Source organism: Kitasatospora sp. NPDC048298 (assembly GCF_043201465.1).
Taxonomy (GTDB): domain Bacteria; phylum Actinomycetota; class Actinomycetes; order Streptomycetales; family Streptomycetaceae; genus Kitasatospora.
The window spans coordinates 38,258-52,517 of sequence record NZ_JBICYZ010000018.1 but is presented as its reverse complement, the minus strand read 5'-3'; the positions used below and the strand labels follow the sequence as shown (position 1 = coordinate 52,517).

Genomic DNA, 14,260 nt, shown 5'->3' with positions numbered 1-14,260 from the left:
CAAGTCGACTGGCACTTCACCACCGACGACGCACGCGTGAAACTACGCCACCTCTACCCCACCACACAGCGAAATTAAGCCGCGACAATCTACTAGTTCGCCTCGAAGAAGCGCTCCACCGTGCGCCGCCGGGCGGCGACGGCGTGCACCGGCTCGCCGATCACCCGGCCGGCCAGGGTGACGGCCAGCTCGCCGACGTCCCGGCGCAGCACCCGGGCCGCCTCGGCCCGGTCGGCGGCGATCCGGGCGCGGCCGGCGGTGAGCAGTTCGTCCCGGTCGCGGATGCCCTCCGCGCGGGCCGCGACCATCGCCGCCGCGCCGCGCTCGGCGTACTCCTCGCGGATCCGGGCCGCCTCGTGCCGGGCCTCGGCCAGCTCCCGCAGGCGGGCCTCCCGGGTGGCCTCGGCCTCGGCGAGCAGGGCCTCGGCGTGTTCGGCGCGCCCCTCGGTGGCCTCCCAGCGTTCGGACTGCACCCGTTCGATCCGGGGGAGCAGGTGGCGGCCGAGCGCCCACAGCAGCAGGAAGAACAGCGCCAGGCCCAGGAGCAGCGGGGCCGGTTCGGGCTTGAGCGGGCCGAGTTCGAGGTTCACGCACGACCTCCCCAGGGTGTGACGTTCCGTCGGTCCGGAGCCTCCCCAAGGACGAAGGGGATCGAACTCGGCCCGGACATGAGCTGCGTCACGACCGGCCCCCGGCCCCAGGGACTCGGCCCCCGGGACTCGGCCCCAGGGCTCGGCCCCCGGCTCCCGGGCTACGTCACCTCGCCCCGGCGGGAGAAGCGCTCCGCCCGCCACTCGCCGCTCTCCAGCACCTCGGCCAACTGCCGGGCCGCGTCCCAGACCTCGGTGTACGAGAGGTAGAGCGGGGTGAAGCCGAAGCGCATCAGGTCCGGCGCGCGGAAGTCGCCGATCACCCCGCGCTCGATCAGCGCCTGCACCACCGGGTAGCCGTCGGCGCGCCGCAGCGCGACCTGGCTGCCGCGCCGGGCGTGCTCGCGCGGGGTCACCACCTCGACGCCGTCCAGCCCCTCGGTCAGCGACACGAACAGGTCGGTCAGGGCCAGGCTCTTCGCCCGCACCGCGGCCAGGTCGGCCCGCTCCCAGACGTCCAGCGAGGCGCCGAGGGCGGCCTGGCCGAGCAGCGAGGGCGAGCTGGTCAGGAAGCGACCGATGCCCGCCTTCGGGTCGTACCCGGGCTCGAAGGCGAACGGCCGGGCGTGGCCGAACCAGCCGCTCAGCGGCTGGAGCGGGCCTGCCGCCAGGTGCCGCTCGGCGACGTACAGGAAGGCCGGTGAGCCGGGGCCGCCGTTCAGGTACTTGTAGGTGCAGCCGATCGCGAAGTCCGCTCCGGCGGCGTCGAGTTCGACCGGCAGCGCGCCCACCGAGTGGCAGACGTCCCAGATCATCAGGGCGCCCGAGGCCCGCACCCGGGCGGTGATCCCGGGCATGTCCAGCAGCTCGCCGGTGCGGTAGTCCACGTGCGAGAGGACGACCGCGGCGACGTCCCCGTCCAGGTGCCGGTCCAGCTCCTCGGGGCGGATCAGCGCACTGCGCGCGCCCTCGACCAGGCCGGTCACGCCCTCGGCGATGTACAGGTCGGTCGGGAAGGCCTCGGCGTCGCCGAGCACGGTGCGCCGGCCGGGGCGCAGCCGCAGCGCGGCCGACAGCACCTTGAACAGGTTGACCGAGGTGGTGTCGCAGACGACCACTTCCGCCGGATCGGCGCCGACCAGCGGCGCGATCCGCCGCCCCAGCCGGTACGGCTGCTCGAACCAGCCGGCGTCGTTCCAGCTGCGGATCAGCTCCCGGCCCCACTCCTCCTCGACCACCCGGCGCACCCGCTCGGGCGTGCGCACCGGCAGCGCGCCCAGCGAGTTGCCGTCCAGGTAGATCACCCCGTCCGGCAGGGTGAACTCCTTGCGGAATTCCGCCAGCGGGTCGACGGCGTCCAGCGCCGCGCAGTCCTCGCGCGTGGTCATGCCCGTCCCTCCCTCGTCATCCGTGTGCACGGTTCGTCCAGTCCCGTCCGGTCACGTCCGGTCCCGTCCCGGTCGTGCCCCGTCTCGCGGCCCGCGACGGCGAGCCACGGCCCGTCACGGCCCGTCACAGCCCGTCCCGGATCGTCCACAGCTCCGGGAAGACGTCCTGCTCGGCCGACCTGCGCAGCCAGGTCAGCCCGCTGGAGCCGCCCGAGCCGGGCTTGCCGCCCATGGTCCGCTTGACCGCCGAGAGGTGGCGCTGGCGCCACCGGGTGACCCGCTCGGCCACGTCCAGCAGGGCCTCGCCGAGCGGCTGGAGCGCGGCGAGCTCCGGCTCGGTGTAGACCCGCCGCCAGGCCGCCTCGACCTCCGCGGACGGCTGGTAGCGCTGCTCGGAGGGCGCCCGGTGCGGGGCCAGGCCGCGGCGCGCCAGCAGCGCCAGCGCCTCGTCGTACAGCCCGGGGGAGCGCAGCGCCTCGGTCAGCTCGGCCTGGGTGTCGGGCATCCCGTCGTACATCGCCAGCAGTGCGGCGTTCTTGTTGCCGAGCAGGAACTCCAGCCGCAGGAAGGCCGCGGACTGGAAGCCGGAGGCCTCGCCGAACAGCGCGCGGAAGGAGTTGAACTCGTGCGGGGTCATGGTGGCCAGCAGGCCCCAGGACTCCACCAGCACGTCCTGCACGTGGGTGCCCCGGCGCAGCGCGGCCAGGGCGGCGGCCAGGTCGTCCTCGCGCAGCGCCCGCCGGGCGAGCGTCCACTCGTGCCGCAGCAGGTCGAACAGCAGCTCCATCACCTGGGTGGTGACGATGAACGACAGCTCGGCCGGCTCCTCGCTGCGCGGGTGCTGCAGGCCGTGCAGCTCGTCCAGGCGCACGTACTGGGCGTACGGGGTGCCCCGACCCGGCGCTCCGCCCCGACCGAACGACAGGTTGGGTGTCTCCACCGTGTCGTGCCCCATCCCGATCCTCCTGATCCTCCGGGCCCCGTCGCCCGGTCCGGTGAACCAGCCGGACTGCCGGGTTCCACCGGGTGCCCATTGTGCGGCGGCGGTGGCCCCCGCTTGAATGGGTGACGGGCATCGCAACCGCCATTTGAGCTGTCGTTCGCGAGGCGTTCCGCCGATCCGCCTTACGAATGGAAACCCCTTGATCCCGACCGCCCTGGAGGCCGCCTTGGACGCCGTCGACCGCCGCCTGCTCGCCGAGCTCCAGGCCGACGCCCGGCTCTCGTACAACGAACTCTCCCGCCGGGTGAGCCTGTCCGCACCCGCGGTGGCCGAACGGGTCCGCCGGCTGGAGTCGGAGGGCGTGATCAGCGGCTACCACGCCCACGTGGACCTCACCCGGGCCGGGCTGCCGATCACCGCGCTGGTCCAGATCCAGTGCTACGGCCCGCGCTGCGTGCTGCGCGACCCGGACGTGCCGACCTGGCCGGAGGTGGTCCAGCTGCACCGGGTCACCGGCGGGGCGTGCTGCGTGCTGCTGGTCGCGGTGTCGACGATGGCCGAGTTCGAGGCGGTGTGCGACCGGCTCGGCGGCTACGGCCAGCCGTCCAGTTCGATGATCCTCTCCAGCCCGGTGCCCTGGCGGCCGGTGGTGCCGCGCTGAGCGCGGCCCGGGCGGTCCCCGGCGGTCCCCGGGCGGTCCTCGGCGTCCGCTGGCCTTGACGCGGGCGTCAAGGAGTAGGTTGCCCGGCATGCCGAACGAGCGCCACATCCTGCTGCTGTCCGGGAGCCTGCGGGCCGGTTCCACCAACGAGACGGTGCTGCGCACCGCGGCCGAGGTGGCCGCCGCCACCCCGGGCCTGCGGGCCACGTACTACGCCGGGCTGGCCGGGTTGCCGCACTTCAACCCGGACCACGACACCGACCCGCTGCCGGAGCCGGTGGCCGCGCTGCGGGCCGCCATCGAGGCGGCCGACGCGCTGCTGGTCTGCACGCCCGAGTACGCCGGGACGCTGCCGGGCGCGTTCAAGAACCTGCTGGACTGGACGGTCGGCGGGGTCGAGATCTCGGACAAGCCCACCGGCTGGATCAACGCCGCGGGCCCGGGCCGCGGTCTGGGAGCCGAGGCCGCCCTGCGCACCGTCCTCGGCTACACCGGCGCCGCGGTGCTGGACGAGGCCTGCGTCCGGCTTCCGCTGGAGCGCGGCGCGGTCGGCCCGGACGGGCTGGTCGCCGACCCGCTGGTGCGCGAGCGGATCGGCGAGGTGCTGGCCCGCCTCGCGGCGGGCTGACCGACGGACTGACCAGCGGACTGGCCGGCGGGACGGCCGACGGGCCGGGCTGAGGGTGGCCCGGCTCAGTGGCCGTCCGGCAGGTGCACCCCGAGCCCGGACAGCCCCTCCAGGAACAGCTCGACGCCGACCGCCGCCAGCAGCAGTCCGAGCAGCCGGGACAGCACCTCCAGCGAGGTGCGGTGGGTGCGCCGCATCAGCGGGGCGAGCATCGCCACGCAGAGGTAGTTGATCACCGCGACGGCCACGTACGCCCCGGAGACGGCGGCCTTCCAGCCCCAGTTGTCCTGGTTGAGCGAGGCGACCAGGACGGCCGTGATGGCGAGCGGGCTGGCGATGTACGGCAGCAGCAGTTCGCGGATGCCGTCCACCAGCGGGTTCGCCAGGTGCTCGTCCTCGTCGCCGTCCGAGCCGAGGTGGACGCCGAAGACCAGCGCGACGGCGTAGACGAAGAAGATCGCCCCGCCGGCGAGCTGCAGGGACTGGTCGCTGATGTGGAACAGGGTGGTCAGTTCGTCGGCCCCGAAGCCGAGCACCAGGCCGATCACCGACGAGATGGCCGTGCTCAGGGCCGCCAGCCGGCGCAGCTCCAGGTTGGTCCTGGTCCCGGCCAGCCGGGCGAAGGCCAGCAGGGTCTTCGGTGGGCCGACCACGGCGAAGAAGGTGATGAAGGCGCTGCTCAGGTTGAAGACGAACATGGGCCAAGCATGACCGCGGGGCTTCGGGCGGCCGGTCCGCCACGCTCCGCGTCCGGGCGTGGCGTGTGTCTCGTCGGCCGCGGTTCATTCCCGGTCGCGGAGGAATTCGCCCGGATGGCGGCCCCGGCTCGAAGGGGCGGGCGCTCTCGGGTCCCATGGAGGCAGGACTGCCGCCGAGCAGGACCACTCCGCCGCGGAAGCGAGGATGCGACATGGGCACGTGCCTGAACCGTAAGGACCTGGGCCTGCTGGCCCTGCGCGGCGCGGTCGGCGGGGTGCTGATCGCGCACGGCACCCAGAAGCTGTTCGGCTGGTTCGGGGGCGGCGGCCTGGAGGGCGCCACCCAGGCCATGGAACAGATGGGCTTCCACCCGGCGCGGCAGAGCGCGCTCGCGGCCGGCCTCGGCGAGGCGGGCGGCGGCGCGCTGCTGGTGGCCGGGCTGGCCACGCCGGCGGCCGGCGCGGTGGTGGCCGGGACGATGGCGGGCGCCGTGTCGGTGCACGCCCCGGCCGGTTTCTTCGCGATGTCCGGCGGCTACGAGTACCCGGCCTTCCTCGGCGCGACCGGGCTGGCGATCGGCCTGGCCGGGGCCGGCCGCTACTCGCTGGACCACCTGACCGGCCACGTCTTCGACCGGCCGTGGGTCGGCCTGGTGTCCTTCGTGGCGAGCGCCGCCGGGGCGTACGGCACGGTCGCGCGGCGCCGGCACGTGATGCGGCTGCGCGAGGAGCGGGCCGCGGTCGAGGCGGACGCGCAGGAGGGCTCGGGGCTCTCCTAGGGACCGGACCGGACTGTCTCTTGGGTTCGGCGGACCCGGCAGGGATCCAGGCGAGGCCCTGGCCGGGAGCCGCCCCGGGCGCCGGCCCGCGGCCGACTCACGGCGGCGCGGCCGGGTCACCCGGAGGCAGCAGCCCTGCTGGCGGCGGTCCGGCGGTCCTCGGAGGGTGGGCGGGGAGGTGTGCCGGGCAGCCCGGCACCGACCGGAAACGAGGGACCGCATGGACCGCCAGCCACTCACCCGAGCCAGCCACCCGACCCCGCCGAGGGCCACCGCGCAGAATCTGGACGCGCCGCCGCTGAGCCGCCGACGGCGTGCGGTGGCAGGGGTGTTGGCCGTGGCGGTGGTCGGTGCGGCGGTGCTCGCGGGCTGCTCCTCCGAGAAGAGCGCGGAGAGCGTGGCCTCCTCGGCGGCGGCCGCGGTGAAGCAGGGCGCGAGCGCCGCCGCCTCCGCCGCCTCGGCGCTGGCCTCGGCGGCCGGCGGGGCGGGCTCGGCGATCGCCTCGGCCCAGGCGCAGGCCTCGGCGGCGGTGTCGGCGGCCTCCTCGGCCATCGCCGGGATCAAGGGCGGGCTGGACGCCAAGGGGGACATCACCGTCGGGGCGGTGACCACCGGTTCGGACGGCAAGCCGCAGGCGCCGCTGAGCATCACCAACCACGGGCAGCAGTCGTACCGGTACGCGATCCAGGTGAACTTCACCGACGAGTCCGGCAAGGTGCTGGACGCGGCCGCGGTGACCGTCCAGGACGTGGCCCCCGGGCAGAGCGCCCAGGCCACCGCGCACGCCCACCGGGACCTCTCCGGCACGGTCAAGGCCGAGGTGGCCAACGCCGTCGGCTACTGATCTCCGGTGCCGGATCCGGGTGCGGCCGCCCAGTTCGGCGCGGGGGCGGAACCTTAAGCGGGTCTCAAGGCCCAACGGCACCCCTTGACGGGTGAGTTGGTCTAGTCCATTTTTATTGCCCAGGTGCAGGGAGCCCCTGAACCGGCGTCAGCGACCGTGTGTCGCTGACGCCGGTTCGGCACATCCCGGTAGTCCGTCATGGCCCGATCCGCTCGATTCCCCACCCACGCCTGTCATGTCCCGGTCGTCCGGCCCCACCCCGGACGCGTGCCCCCCGGGGCGGCGGGAACCCCCACAACCAGGAGTCACGCACCCATGCTGCGCTCACGCATTGAAAGGGCCGGGACCCCGGCTCCGCAGGGCGGCCGCCGACGTCGCCCCAAGAGCATGGCCGCCATCGCGGCCGGCACCACCGCCTCCCTGCTGCTCGGCGCCGGCCTCGCGCTGTCCGGCGGCGGCGCGGCCAACGCCGCGACCACCAACTCCACCGGTGCGCCCGCCACCAGCGGCGGCATCAAGGTCGCGTACTACGACCAGTGGTCGGTCTACGCGAACGCGTACTACCCCAAGACGATCCAGGACACCGGCGTCGCCGGGAAGCTGGACTACCTGATCTACGACTTCGCCAACATCCACCCGACCGACCTGGGGTGTTTCGAGGCCACCAAGGCCGCGGACACGAACGACAACAACCCCAACGCGGGTGACGGCGCCGCCGACGCGTTCGCCGACTACCAGAAGAGCTTCGGCGCGGACATCTCGGTCGACGGCGTCGGCGACGTCTGGAACCAGCCGATCGCGGGCAACTTCAACCAGCTGAAGAAGCTGAAGGCGAAGAACCCGAACCTCAAGGTCCTGCTCTCGCTGGGTGGTTGGACCTACTCCAAGTACTTCTCGCCGGCCTCCGCCACGGACGCCTCGCGCAAGCACCTGGTGTCGTCCTGCATCGACATGTTCATCAAGGGCAACCTGCCCGTCGACGCGGGCTTCGGCGGTCCGGGCTCGGCGGCCGGTGTCTTCGACGGCATCGACATCGACTGGGAGTACCCGGGCGGCGGCGGCCACACCGGCAACATCTCCAGCCCGGCCGACAAGCAGAACTTCACGGCGCTGCTGAAGGAGTTCCGCACCCAGCTGGACGCGCAGGGCGCGGCCGACAAGAAGACCTACGCCCTGTCGGCGGCGGTCGGTGCCGGCCAGGACAAGATCATGAACGTCGAGACCGACAAGATCGGTCAGTACCTGACCTTCCTCGACGTCATGACCTACGACATGCACGGCGGCTGGGACGCGCAGGGCCCGACCAACCACCAGGCCGCGCTCTACGCGGGCCCGAACGACCCGTCGACCCCGGTCAAGCCGGGCAACGGCAAGTACTCGATCGACAACGCCATCAAGGCGTGGACGGTCGGCGACAAGGACTACGGCATCCCCGGCGGCTTCCCCGCCGGCAAGATCAACATGGGTGTGCCGTTCTACTACCGCGGCTGGACCGGCGTGAAGGACAACGGCCAGCACGGCCTGTTCCAGCCCGCCACCCAGCCGGCGGCCGGTGCGGCGATGTCCGGCAACGTCCCCGGCATCCAGATGTACAAGGAGCTCGCGGGCTTCGTCGACAACCCGTCCAAGACCTTCTGGGACGACGCCGCGCAGGCCACGTACTTCTACGACGGCAACACCTTCTGGAGCGGTGAGGACGCCAAGTCGATCCAGGCCAAGCTCGACTACGCGCACTGCAACGGCCTCGGCGGCTCCTTCGCCTTCTCGCTGTACGACCTGGGCACCAAGACCGCCCTGTTCGACAAGATGGTGAGCGCCACCAACGGCTCCGCCGCCGGCTGCCCGGCCCCGCCGTCCCCGACCGGTTCGGCGACCCCGACCCCGACCCCGACCGGCTCGGGCACCCCGAGCCCGACCCCGACCAGCACCCAGACCACGCCGGCGCCGGCCTGCTCGGCGGCTCCGAGCTGGGACGCGAACACCACCTACGCGGCCGGTGGCACCAAGGTCTCGTGGAAGGGCCACTACTACACCAACAAGTGGTGGACCAAGGGCGACGACCCGAGCCTGAGCGGCCAGTGGGGCGTCTGGACCGACAACGGTCCCTGCTGACGGCCGACCGGCCGCCGAGGGCCTGACGGACCCTCGCGGCACCTGAAGTGACGAAGTCCGGCCCGCCGGGAGGATCATCCTCCCGGCGGGCCGGACCCGTTCGCGTTCCCGGAGCGGCTACACCAGGTCGTCGGTGCGCCCGAGCGCGTCCGGCTGGCTCTCCTCGATCCGCCGCAGCATCCGGCCCAGCGTCGCGGAGAGTTCGGCGCGCTCCTCGCCCGCGACGTCCTGGAGGAACTCCTCCTCGAACACCGCCGCCATCCGCATCGACTCCAGCCACTTGACGCGACCGGTCTCGGTCAGCTCGATGATCACCCGCACCCGGTTGGTCTCGTCCCGCTCCCGGGTGACCAGGCCGTCGGCCACCATCCGGTCGATCCGGTGCGTCATCGCGGCCGGGGTGAGCCCGAGCCGCTTGGCCAGCTCGCCCGGCCCCAGCCGGTACGGGCTGCCGGAGACCACCAGGGCCTTGAGCACCTCCCACTCGGCGGAGGTGATCCCGAGCACAGTCAGCTGCCGGTCGTACGCCACGCCCATCCGCCGGGAGACCCGTAGGAGGGTCTGCACGATGGTCTCCACCTGCGGGTCGACAGTGGGGAACTCCCGCTGGTAGAGCGCCACTTGCTCGGCGATGCCGAGTTCCAGGCGGGTGGCCGGGGCGGGCTTGTCGGCATCCGGCCGCGGCTTGTCCGTAGTCATGCCGACCAGTGTCCCACGTGCGTGCACCCCTTAAGCCTTTGACTCCGCACTCTTCCGGTGCTAAGACTTTATCTCGTCAAACTTTAGCTCTGAAATCTTCTGGACTTAAGAGTATCCAGTCGAAACCAGGAAGGGATGTGCACGGTGACCGGCACGGTGAAGCAGCAGAGGCAGCGGCGTGGAGCGGGCGGCCCGCTGCGCCGCGTCCAGATCGGCAACGCGCTCAGCGCGTTCGGCAGCGGATTCACGCTTCCGTACATGTACGTGTACGTGGAGCAGGTGCGCGGGCTGGGATCGATGGTCGCCTGGATGGTGTTCACGCTCTTCGCGCTGGCCGCCCTCGCCGTCCTCCCGTTCATCGGCCGCGGCATCGACAGGTACGGCCCCCGCCCGGTGCTGCTGGCCGGTACGGCGCTCGCCGCCACCGGCGCGTTCGCCTTCGGGCACGCCACCGGCACCCCGGGTCTGCTGGTCTCCTCGTTCCTGTTCGGCGCGGGCGTCACGGCCTGCCAGCCGGCGCTCGCCACGATGATCGTCCGCTGCTCCACGGCGGCCACCCGTTCGCACGCCTTCGCGCTCCAGTTCACCCTGGTCAACCTGGGCATGGGCATCGGTGCGCTGGTCGGCGGCCAGATCGTGAACGTGGCCGACCCTGCCAGCCTCACCCGGCTGTTCACCATCGAGGCGGCCACCTTCCTCGGCCTCGCCCTGGTCACCGGCACCGCCCGGATGCCGAGGGTCCAGCTGACGGCGGTCCACGAGAAGGCGGACGGCCCGACGGGCCTGCGCGCGCTGGTCGCGGACAAGGCGATGCTGCGGCTCTGCCTGCTCGCCGGGCTGATCTTCTTCACCTGCTACGGCCAGTTCGAGTCCGGTGTCGCGGCCTTCGCCACCTCCACCGTCCACACCGCGCCGTCCACCCTGGGTTTCGCGATCGGCGCCAACGCGCTGACCATCGTGGTGCTGCAGATGTTCGTGGTGCGGATGACCGCGCGCCGCCGCCGCACCACCGCGATGGCCGCGGCCGGCCTGGTCTGGCTCGGCGCCTGGGCGATGGCCCTGCTGGCCGGCCTGATCCGGACCGAGACCATGGCCGCCACGATCGCCATCGTCTCCGTCTACGCCCTGTTCGGCGTCGGCGAGTCGCTGCTGGCGCCCACCATGGGCCCGATCGTCGCGGACCTCGCCCCGGCCCGGCTGCTCGGCACCTACAACGCCGGGTACTCCCTGGTGAAGCAGATCGCGGTCGCGGTCGGTCCGGCCGTCGGCGTGCTGCTGGTCGGCTCCGGCGCCTGGCCGTTCTACCTGGCGGCCATGGCGGGCTGCACCCTGCTGATCGTCACCCTGGCGCTGCGGCTGCGCCCGTACCTCACGCCGGAGCAGGACAACGCGGCCCCGGCCGTGGTCCACACCGTCCAGGTGCGGGAACTGCAGACCGCCGCGTAGCGGAACGGCCCGCGAGGGCGTTCGCGACGGGCGCCGGCCAGGTCACCTGGTCGGCGCCCGTCGCGCTTGGCTTCGCGCGCACCGCCACATAGTGTCAGTGGCTGTTGACCGCCCGACCCAGGCCGGAGCGGCACGACCCCGGGCGGAGCCAGGACCCGGGCAGAGCAGACAGGCGAATCGGCGAGGCTATGACGCAAGCGGCGCTCACGCACCCACCGGCGGCCCCGGCCCCCGCGGCCCCGGCAGAGGCCTCGCGCGGCGGTCTGGTCCGCTGGGCGGCCGACCGCTCCGGCTGGCTCGGCCCGATCGCCGTCGCGCTCTTCGCCGGCCTGCTGCGGTTCTGGAACCTCGGCCACCCCAACGCCTTCGTCTTCGACGAGACGTACTACCCCAAGGACGCGTGGTCCCTGCTCCAGCAGGGCTACGAGGGCACCTGGCCCGACCACGCCAACGCCGACATCCTGTCCGTCCCGCAGTCGATCCCGCTGAGCTCCGCGCCCGAGTTCATCGCGCACCCGCCGCTCGGCAAGTGGGTGATGTCGATCGGCGAGCAGCTGTTCGGGCTGAACCCCTTCGGCTGGCGGTTCATGACCGCCCTGCTCGGCACCGTCACCGTGCTGATGCTGGCCCGGATCGGCCGCCGCCTCTTCGGCTCCACCCTGATCGGCTGCACCGCCGCGCTGCTGATGGCGGTGGACGGCCTCCAGCTGGTGATGAGCCGGGTCGGCCTGCTCGACGGCATCCAGATGTTCTTCGTGCTGGCCTCCTTCGGCAGCCTGCTGATCGACCGCGACCACGCCCGCGCCCGGCTCGCCGCGGTCGCCGAGGGCGGCGGCGACGCCGACGCGGTGCGGCTCGGGTGGCGCCCCTGGCGGATCGCCGCCGGGGTGCTCGTCGGCGCCGCCTGCGCGGTCAAGTGGAACGGCGCCCCGATCCTCGCCGCCTTCGGCGTCCTGACCGTCCTGTGGGACCAGGCCGGCCGCCGCGGCGCCGGCGCCCACCGCCCCTGGCGCTCCATGCTGCGCCGGGACGCCCTGCCCGCCTTCCTCGCCATGGTCGGCTCGGCCGTCGTGGTGTACGTCGGCGCCTGGAGCGGCTGGCTGGCCAGTGGCGGCAACGGCCAGGGCGGCTACGACCGGCACTGGGCCGACGGCCGCGCCGGGCTCTCCCCGGACAGCGTCCTCGGCATCCCGCTGCCGCAGGTCCCGATGAGCTGGGTGCCCGCTTCGCTGCGCAGCCTGTGGCACTTCCACTCGCAGATGTTCGACTTCAACACCGGCCTGAACCAGCCGCACACCTACCAGTCCAACCCCTTCGCCTGGCTGGTCGACGGCCGCCCGGTGTCGATGTACTGGGAGCAGGTCCCGTACGGGCAGCACGGCTGCACCTCCTCGGGCGGCTGCGCGGCGCAGATCCTCGGCCTCGGCACGCCGTTCCTGTGGTGGACGGCCTGCTTCGCGCTGGTCTACCTGCTGTGGCGCTGGTTCTTCCGGCGGGACTGGCGCTCGGGCGCGGTGCTCTGCGCGGTGGCCGCGATCTACCTGCCCTGGTTCAAGTACCAGGAGCGGACGATCTTCTCCTTCTACATGGTCGTGCTGGTGCCGTTCCTGTGCCTGGCCGTCGCCCAGATGCTCGGGGCGATGCTCGGCCCGGCCGGGTGCAGCCCCGAGCGCCGCCGGATCGGTGCGATCGGGGCCGGGGTGATCGTGCTCGCGATCGTCGGCTGCTTCGCCTTCTTCTACCCGCTGTACACGGCGGAGGTGATCCCGATGTCGTCCTGGCAGGACCGGATGTGGTTCACCAGCTGGATCTGACGGGCCGGACGTGACGCCGCTCTCGGCCCTGGTGCCCTCGGCCGGTCCGGTGGCGTCCGGCGGTCAGCTGCTGCCCGTCACCCCGGTGCTCGGGGTGGTCACGGCCGTGCTGCTGCTGGCCGCCGTCGCGGTGGCCGGGTGGGGCCTGCTCGGGCACGGCCACGCGGTGCTGCGGGCCGGACTGCGCGCGGTGGTGCAGCTGGCCGCCGTCGCCGCGGTGATCGCCTGGGTGGTCGGTTCGCTCTGGTGGTCGGCGCTGTTCGTGCTGCTGATGTTCTCGGTCGCGGTGCGCACCGCCGGGCGGCGGATGACCCGCGGCCCGGGCTGGGTCTGGGCGGCCGCCCCGATCGGCGCGGGGGTGCTGCCGGTGCTCGCCCTGCTGCTGGGCGTCGGACTGCTGCCGCCCGAGGGCCTGTCCGTCATCCCGGTCGCCGGCATCCTGATCGGCGGCGCGCTCAGCGCGACCTCGCTGGCCGGGCGGCGGGCCCTGGACGAGCTGCGGCTGCGGCGCGGCGAGGTGGAGGCCGCGCTGGCGCTCGGCTTCGAGGAGCGCGACGCCCGGCTGGAGATCTGCCGGACGGCGGCCGCGACCTCGCTCGTCCCGGCGCTGGACCAGACCCGGACGGTCGGCCTGGTCACCCTGCCCGGGGCCTTCGTCGGGATGCTGCTGGGCGGGGCCTCGCCGGTCCAGGCGGGGGCGGTGCAGCTGTTCGTGCTGATCGGGTTGCTGGCGGTGGAGTCGGTGGCGATCGTGGTGGTACTGGAACTGGTCGGGCGCGGGCTGGTCGCCGCCGAGGCGGAGGAGGGCTTCCGGTAGCGGCGGGCCGGTCGGCGCGGTCGGGTACGCTTGGGGCCGTTGAAGGGGAGTAGCCCTCCACCGGACCGTCGACATACTGGCCCCCAGGGGCCCGGCGCCCGGGGCACCGTCCGAAGGGGCGTTGTCGGCGAGACCTTCGGCCGCAGTGCTGTGACCATGACCAGTGCTGTCGGGCCGAAGCGTCCCCTGACGGACCTGCGGAGGCCGGGCAGCCCGACCGAGGAACTCCTGATGAGTATCACCGTTGCCGCGTTGACCTTCGGCATCATCTTCCTGGCCGAACTACCGGACAAGACCGCGCTGGCCAGCCTCGTGCTCGGCACGAAGTACCGCGCGAGCTACGTCTTCGCGGGCATCGCCGCCGCCTTCGCCCTCCAGGTGGGCATCGCACTCGTCGCCGGGCACCTGCTCTCGCTGCTGCCGCACCGCTGGGTGGAGGGCGTCACCGGCGTGCTGTTCCTGGTCGGCGCGGCGATGCTGCTGTTCCACGGCGGGGGCGACGACGAGGACGGGCACGCGGCCAAGGAGCCGTCCTCGAACAGCTTCTGGAAGGTGGCCGGGGCCAGCTTCGTGGTCGTCGCGATCGCCGAGTTCGGCGACCTGACCCAGATCATGACCGCCAACCTGGCCGCCAAGTACGCCGATCCGCTGGCCGTCGGCATCGGCTCCTGGCTGGCGCTGTGCGCGGTCGGCGGGATCGCCATCGTCGGCGGGCAGAAGCTGCTCAAGTACGTGCCGATGAAGCTGATCATCCGGGTGGCGGCAGCGATCATGGTGGCGCTGGCGGGGTACAGCCTCTTCGGGGCGATCACCGGCTGATCCCCGGGCCAAGCGCCGGCTG

General features: G+C 72.9%; 14 protein-coding genes. 9 read left to right on the top strand and 5 right to left on the bottom strand.

What is annotated here, in order from left to right; all coding sequences use genetic code 11:
* Window positions 1–92 precede the first annotated feature (92 nt).
* The 3 genes from ACGF0D_RS16375 to ACGF0D_RS16365 all read right to left on the bottom strand — a co-directional run bounded on the left by ACGF0D_RS16375 (window position 93) and on the right by ACGF0D_RS16365 (window position 2,933).
* Entirely contained in the window at window positions 93–590 is a 498-nt protein-coding gene (locus ACGF0D_RS16375; protein WP_392916651.1) for a hypothetical protein, read from the bottom strand.
* Between the two features lie 161 nt (window positions 591–751).
* The gene (gene kynU / locus ACGF0D_RS16370) at window positions 752–1,978 is read right to left on the bottom strand and encodes a kynureninase (RefSeq protein ID WP_392916648.1); all 1,227 of its coding nucleotides are present in this window, start codon (window positions 1,976–1,978) and stop codon (window positions 752–754) included.
* 124 nt (window positions 1,979–2,102) lie between these two features.
* Entirely contained in the window at window positions 2,103–2,933 is an 831-nt protein-coding gene (locus ACGF0D_RS16365) for a tryptophan 2,3-dioxygenase (protein WP_392869636.1), read from the bottom strand.
* A gap of 187 nt (window positions 2,934–3,120) precedes the next feature.
* On the opposite strand from ACGF0D_RS16365, the gene ACGF0D_RS16360 reads away from it, so the two are divergent.
* A complete protein-coding gene (locus ACGF0D_RS16360) occupies window positions 3,121–3,582 on the top strand; it encodes an Lrp/AsnC family transcriptional regulator (RefSeq protein WP_392916645.1) in 462 nt (153 codons plus the stop codon).
* 88 nt (window positions 3,583–3,670) lie between these two features.
* Window positions 3,671–4,210, top strand: coding sequence for an NADPH-dependent FMN reductase (locus ACGF0D_RS16355; RefSeq protein WP_392916642.1), 540 nt, complete (start codon window positions 3,671–3,673; stop codon window positions 4,208–4,210).
* Between the two features lie 65 nt (window positions 4,211–4,275).
* On the opposite strand, the gene ACGF0D_RS16350 is transcribed toward ACGF0D_RS16355, so the two are convergent.
* Window positions 4,276–4,908, bottom strand: coding sequence for a MarC family protein (locus ACGF0D_RS16350; protein WP_392916639.1), 633 nt, complete (start codon window positions 4,906–4,908; stop codon window positions 4,276–4,278).
* Between the two features lie 212 nt (window positions 4,909–5,120).
* Between ACGF0D_RS16350 and ACGF0D_RS16345 the strand changes: the two genes are divergently transcribed.
* From ACGF0D_RS16345 to ACGF0D_RS16335, 3 genes are all read left to right on the top strand, one after another.
* A complete protein-coding gene (locus ACGF0D_RS16345; RefSeq protein WP_392869628.1) occupies window positions 5,121–5,687 on the top strand; it encodes a DoxX family protein in 567 nt (188 codons plus the stop codon).
* Between the two features lie 220 nt (window positions 5,688–5,907).
* Complete coding sequence (locus ACGF0D_RS16340) at window positions 5,908–6,531, top strand: FxLYD domain-containing protein (protein ID WP_392916636.1); 624 nt, start codon at window positions 5,908–5,910, stop codon at window positions 6,529–6,531.
* Window positions 6,532–6,918: 387 nt separating this feature from the next.
* Complete coding sequence (locus ACGF0D_RS16335; protein ID WP_392916633.1) at window positions 6,919–8,643, top strand: glycosyl hydrolase family 18 protein; 1,725 nt, start codon at window positions 6,919–6,921, stop codon at window positions 8,641–8,643.
* 117 nt (window positions 8,644–8,760) lie between these two features.
* Here the strand turns inward: ACGF0D_RS16335 and ACGF0D_RS16330 are convergent, their stop codons facing one another.
* Complete coding sequence (locus tag ACGF0D_RS16330) at window positions 8,761–9,342, bottom strand: MarR family winged helix-turn-helix transcriptional regulator (protein ID WP_392869622.1); 582 nt, start codon at window positions 9,340–9,342, stop codon at window positions 8,761–8,763.
* Window positions 9,343–9,486: 144 nt separating this feature from the next.
* On the opposite strand from ACGF0D_RS16330, the gene ACGF0D_RS16325 reads away from it, so the two are divergent.
* The 4 genes from ACGF0D_RS16325 to ACGF0D_RS16310 all read left to right on the top strand — a co-directional run bounded on the left by ACGF0D_RS16325 (window position 9,487) and on the right by ACGF0D_RS16310 (window position 14,238).
* Complete coding sequence (locus ACGF0D_RS16325; RefSeq protein WP_392916631.1) at window positions 9,487–10,788, top strand: MFS transporter; 1,302 nt, start codon at window positions 9,487–9,489, stop codon at window positions 10,786–10,788.
* A 188-nt stretch (window positions 10,789–10,976) separates the two neighbouring features.
* Entirely contained in the window at window positions 10,977–12,602 is a 1,626-nt protein-coding gene (locus tag ACGF0D_RS16320) for a dolichyl-phosphate-mannose--protein mannosyltransferase (protein ID WP_392869618.1), read from the top strand.
* A gap of 10 nt (window positions 12,603–12,612) precedes the next feature.
* A complete protein-coding gene (locus ACGF0D_RS16315) occupies window positions 12,613–13,419 on the top strand; it encodes an ABC transporter permease (protein WP_392916628.1) in 807 nt (268 codons plus the stop codon).
* 228 nt (window positions 13,420–13,647) lie between these two features.
* Window positions 13,648–14,238 (top strand): TMEM165/GDT1 family protein, encoded by a 591-nt coding sequence (locus ACGF0D_RS16310; protein WP_392870090.1) that lies wholly within the window; start codon window positions 13,648–13,650, stop codon window positions 14,236–14,238.
* Window positions 14,239–14,260 lie beyond the last annotated feature (22 nt).

Bases quoted from the DNA above. Each gene is read 5' to 3' on its own strand.
- kynU (WP_392916648.1), bottom strand. From the start codon at position 1,978: ATGACCACGCGCGAGGACTGCGCGGCGCTGGACGCCGTCGACCCGCTG.
- ACGF0D_RS16365 (WP_392869636.1), bottom strand. From the start codon at position 2,933: ATGGGGCACGACACGGTGGAGACACCCAACCTGTCGTTCGGTCGGGGC.
- ACGF0D_RS16355 (WP_392916642.1), top strand. From the start codon at position 3,671: ATGCCGAACGAGCGCCACATCCTGCTGCTGTCCGGGAGCCTGCGGGCC.
- ACGF0D_RS16350 (WP_392916639.1), bottom strand. From the start codon at position 4,908: ATGTTCGTCTTCAACCTGAGCAGCGCCTTCATCACCTTCTTCGCCGTG.
- ACGF0D_RS16345 (WP_392869628.1), top strand. From the start codon at position 5,121: ATGGGCACGTGCCTGAACCGTAAGGACCTGGGCCTGCTGGCCCTGCGC.
- ACGF0D_RS16340 (WP_392916636.1), top strand. From the start codon at position 5,908: ATGGACCGCCAGCCACTCACCCGAGCCAGCCACCCGACCCCGCCGAGG.
- ACGF0D_RS16335 (WP_392916633.1), top strand. From the start codon at position 6,919: ATGGCCGCCATCGCGGCCGGCACCACCGCCTCCCTGCTGCTCGGCGCC.
- ACGF0D_RS16330 (WP_392869622.1), bottom strand. From the start codon at position 9,342: ATGACTACGGACAAGCCGCGGCCGGATGCCGACAAGCCCGCCCCGGCC.
- ACGF0D_RS16320 (WP_392869618.1), top strand. From the start codon at position 10,977: ATGACGCAAGCGGCGCTCACGCACCCACCGGCGGCCCCGGCCCCCGCG.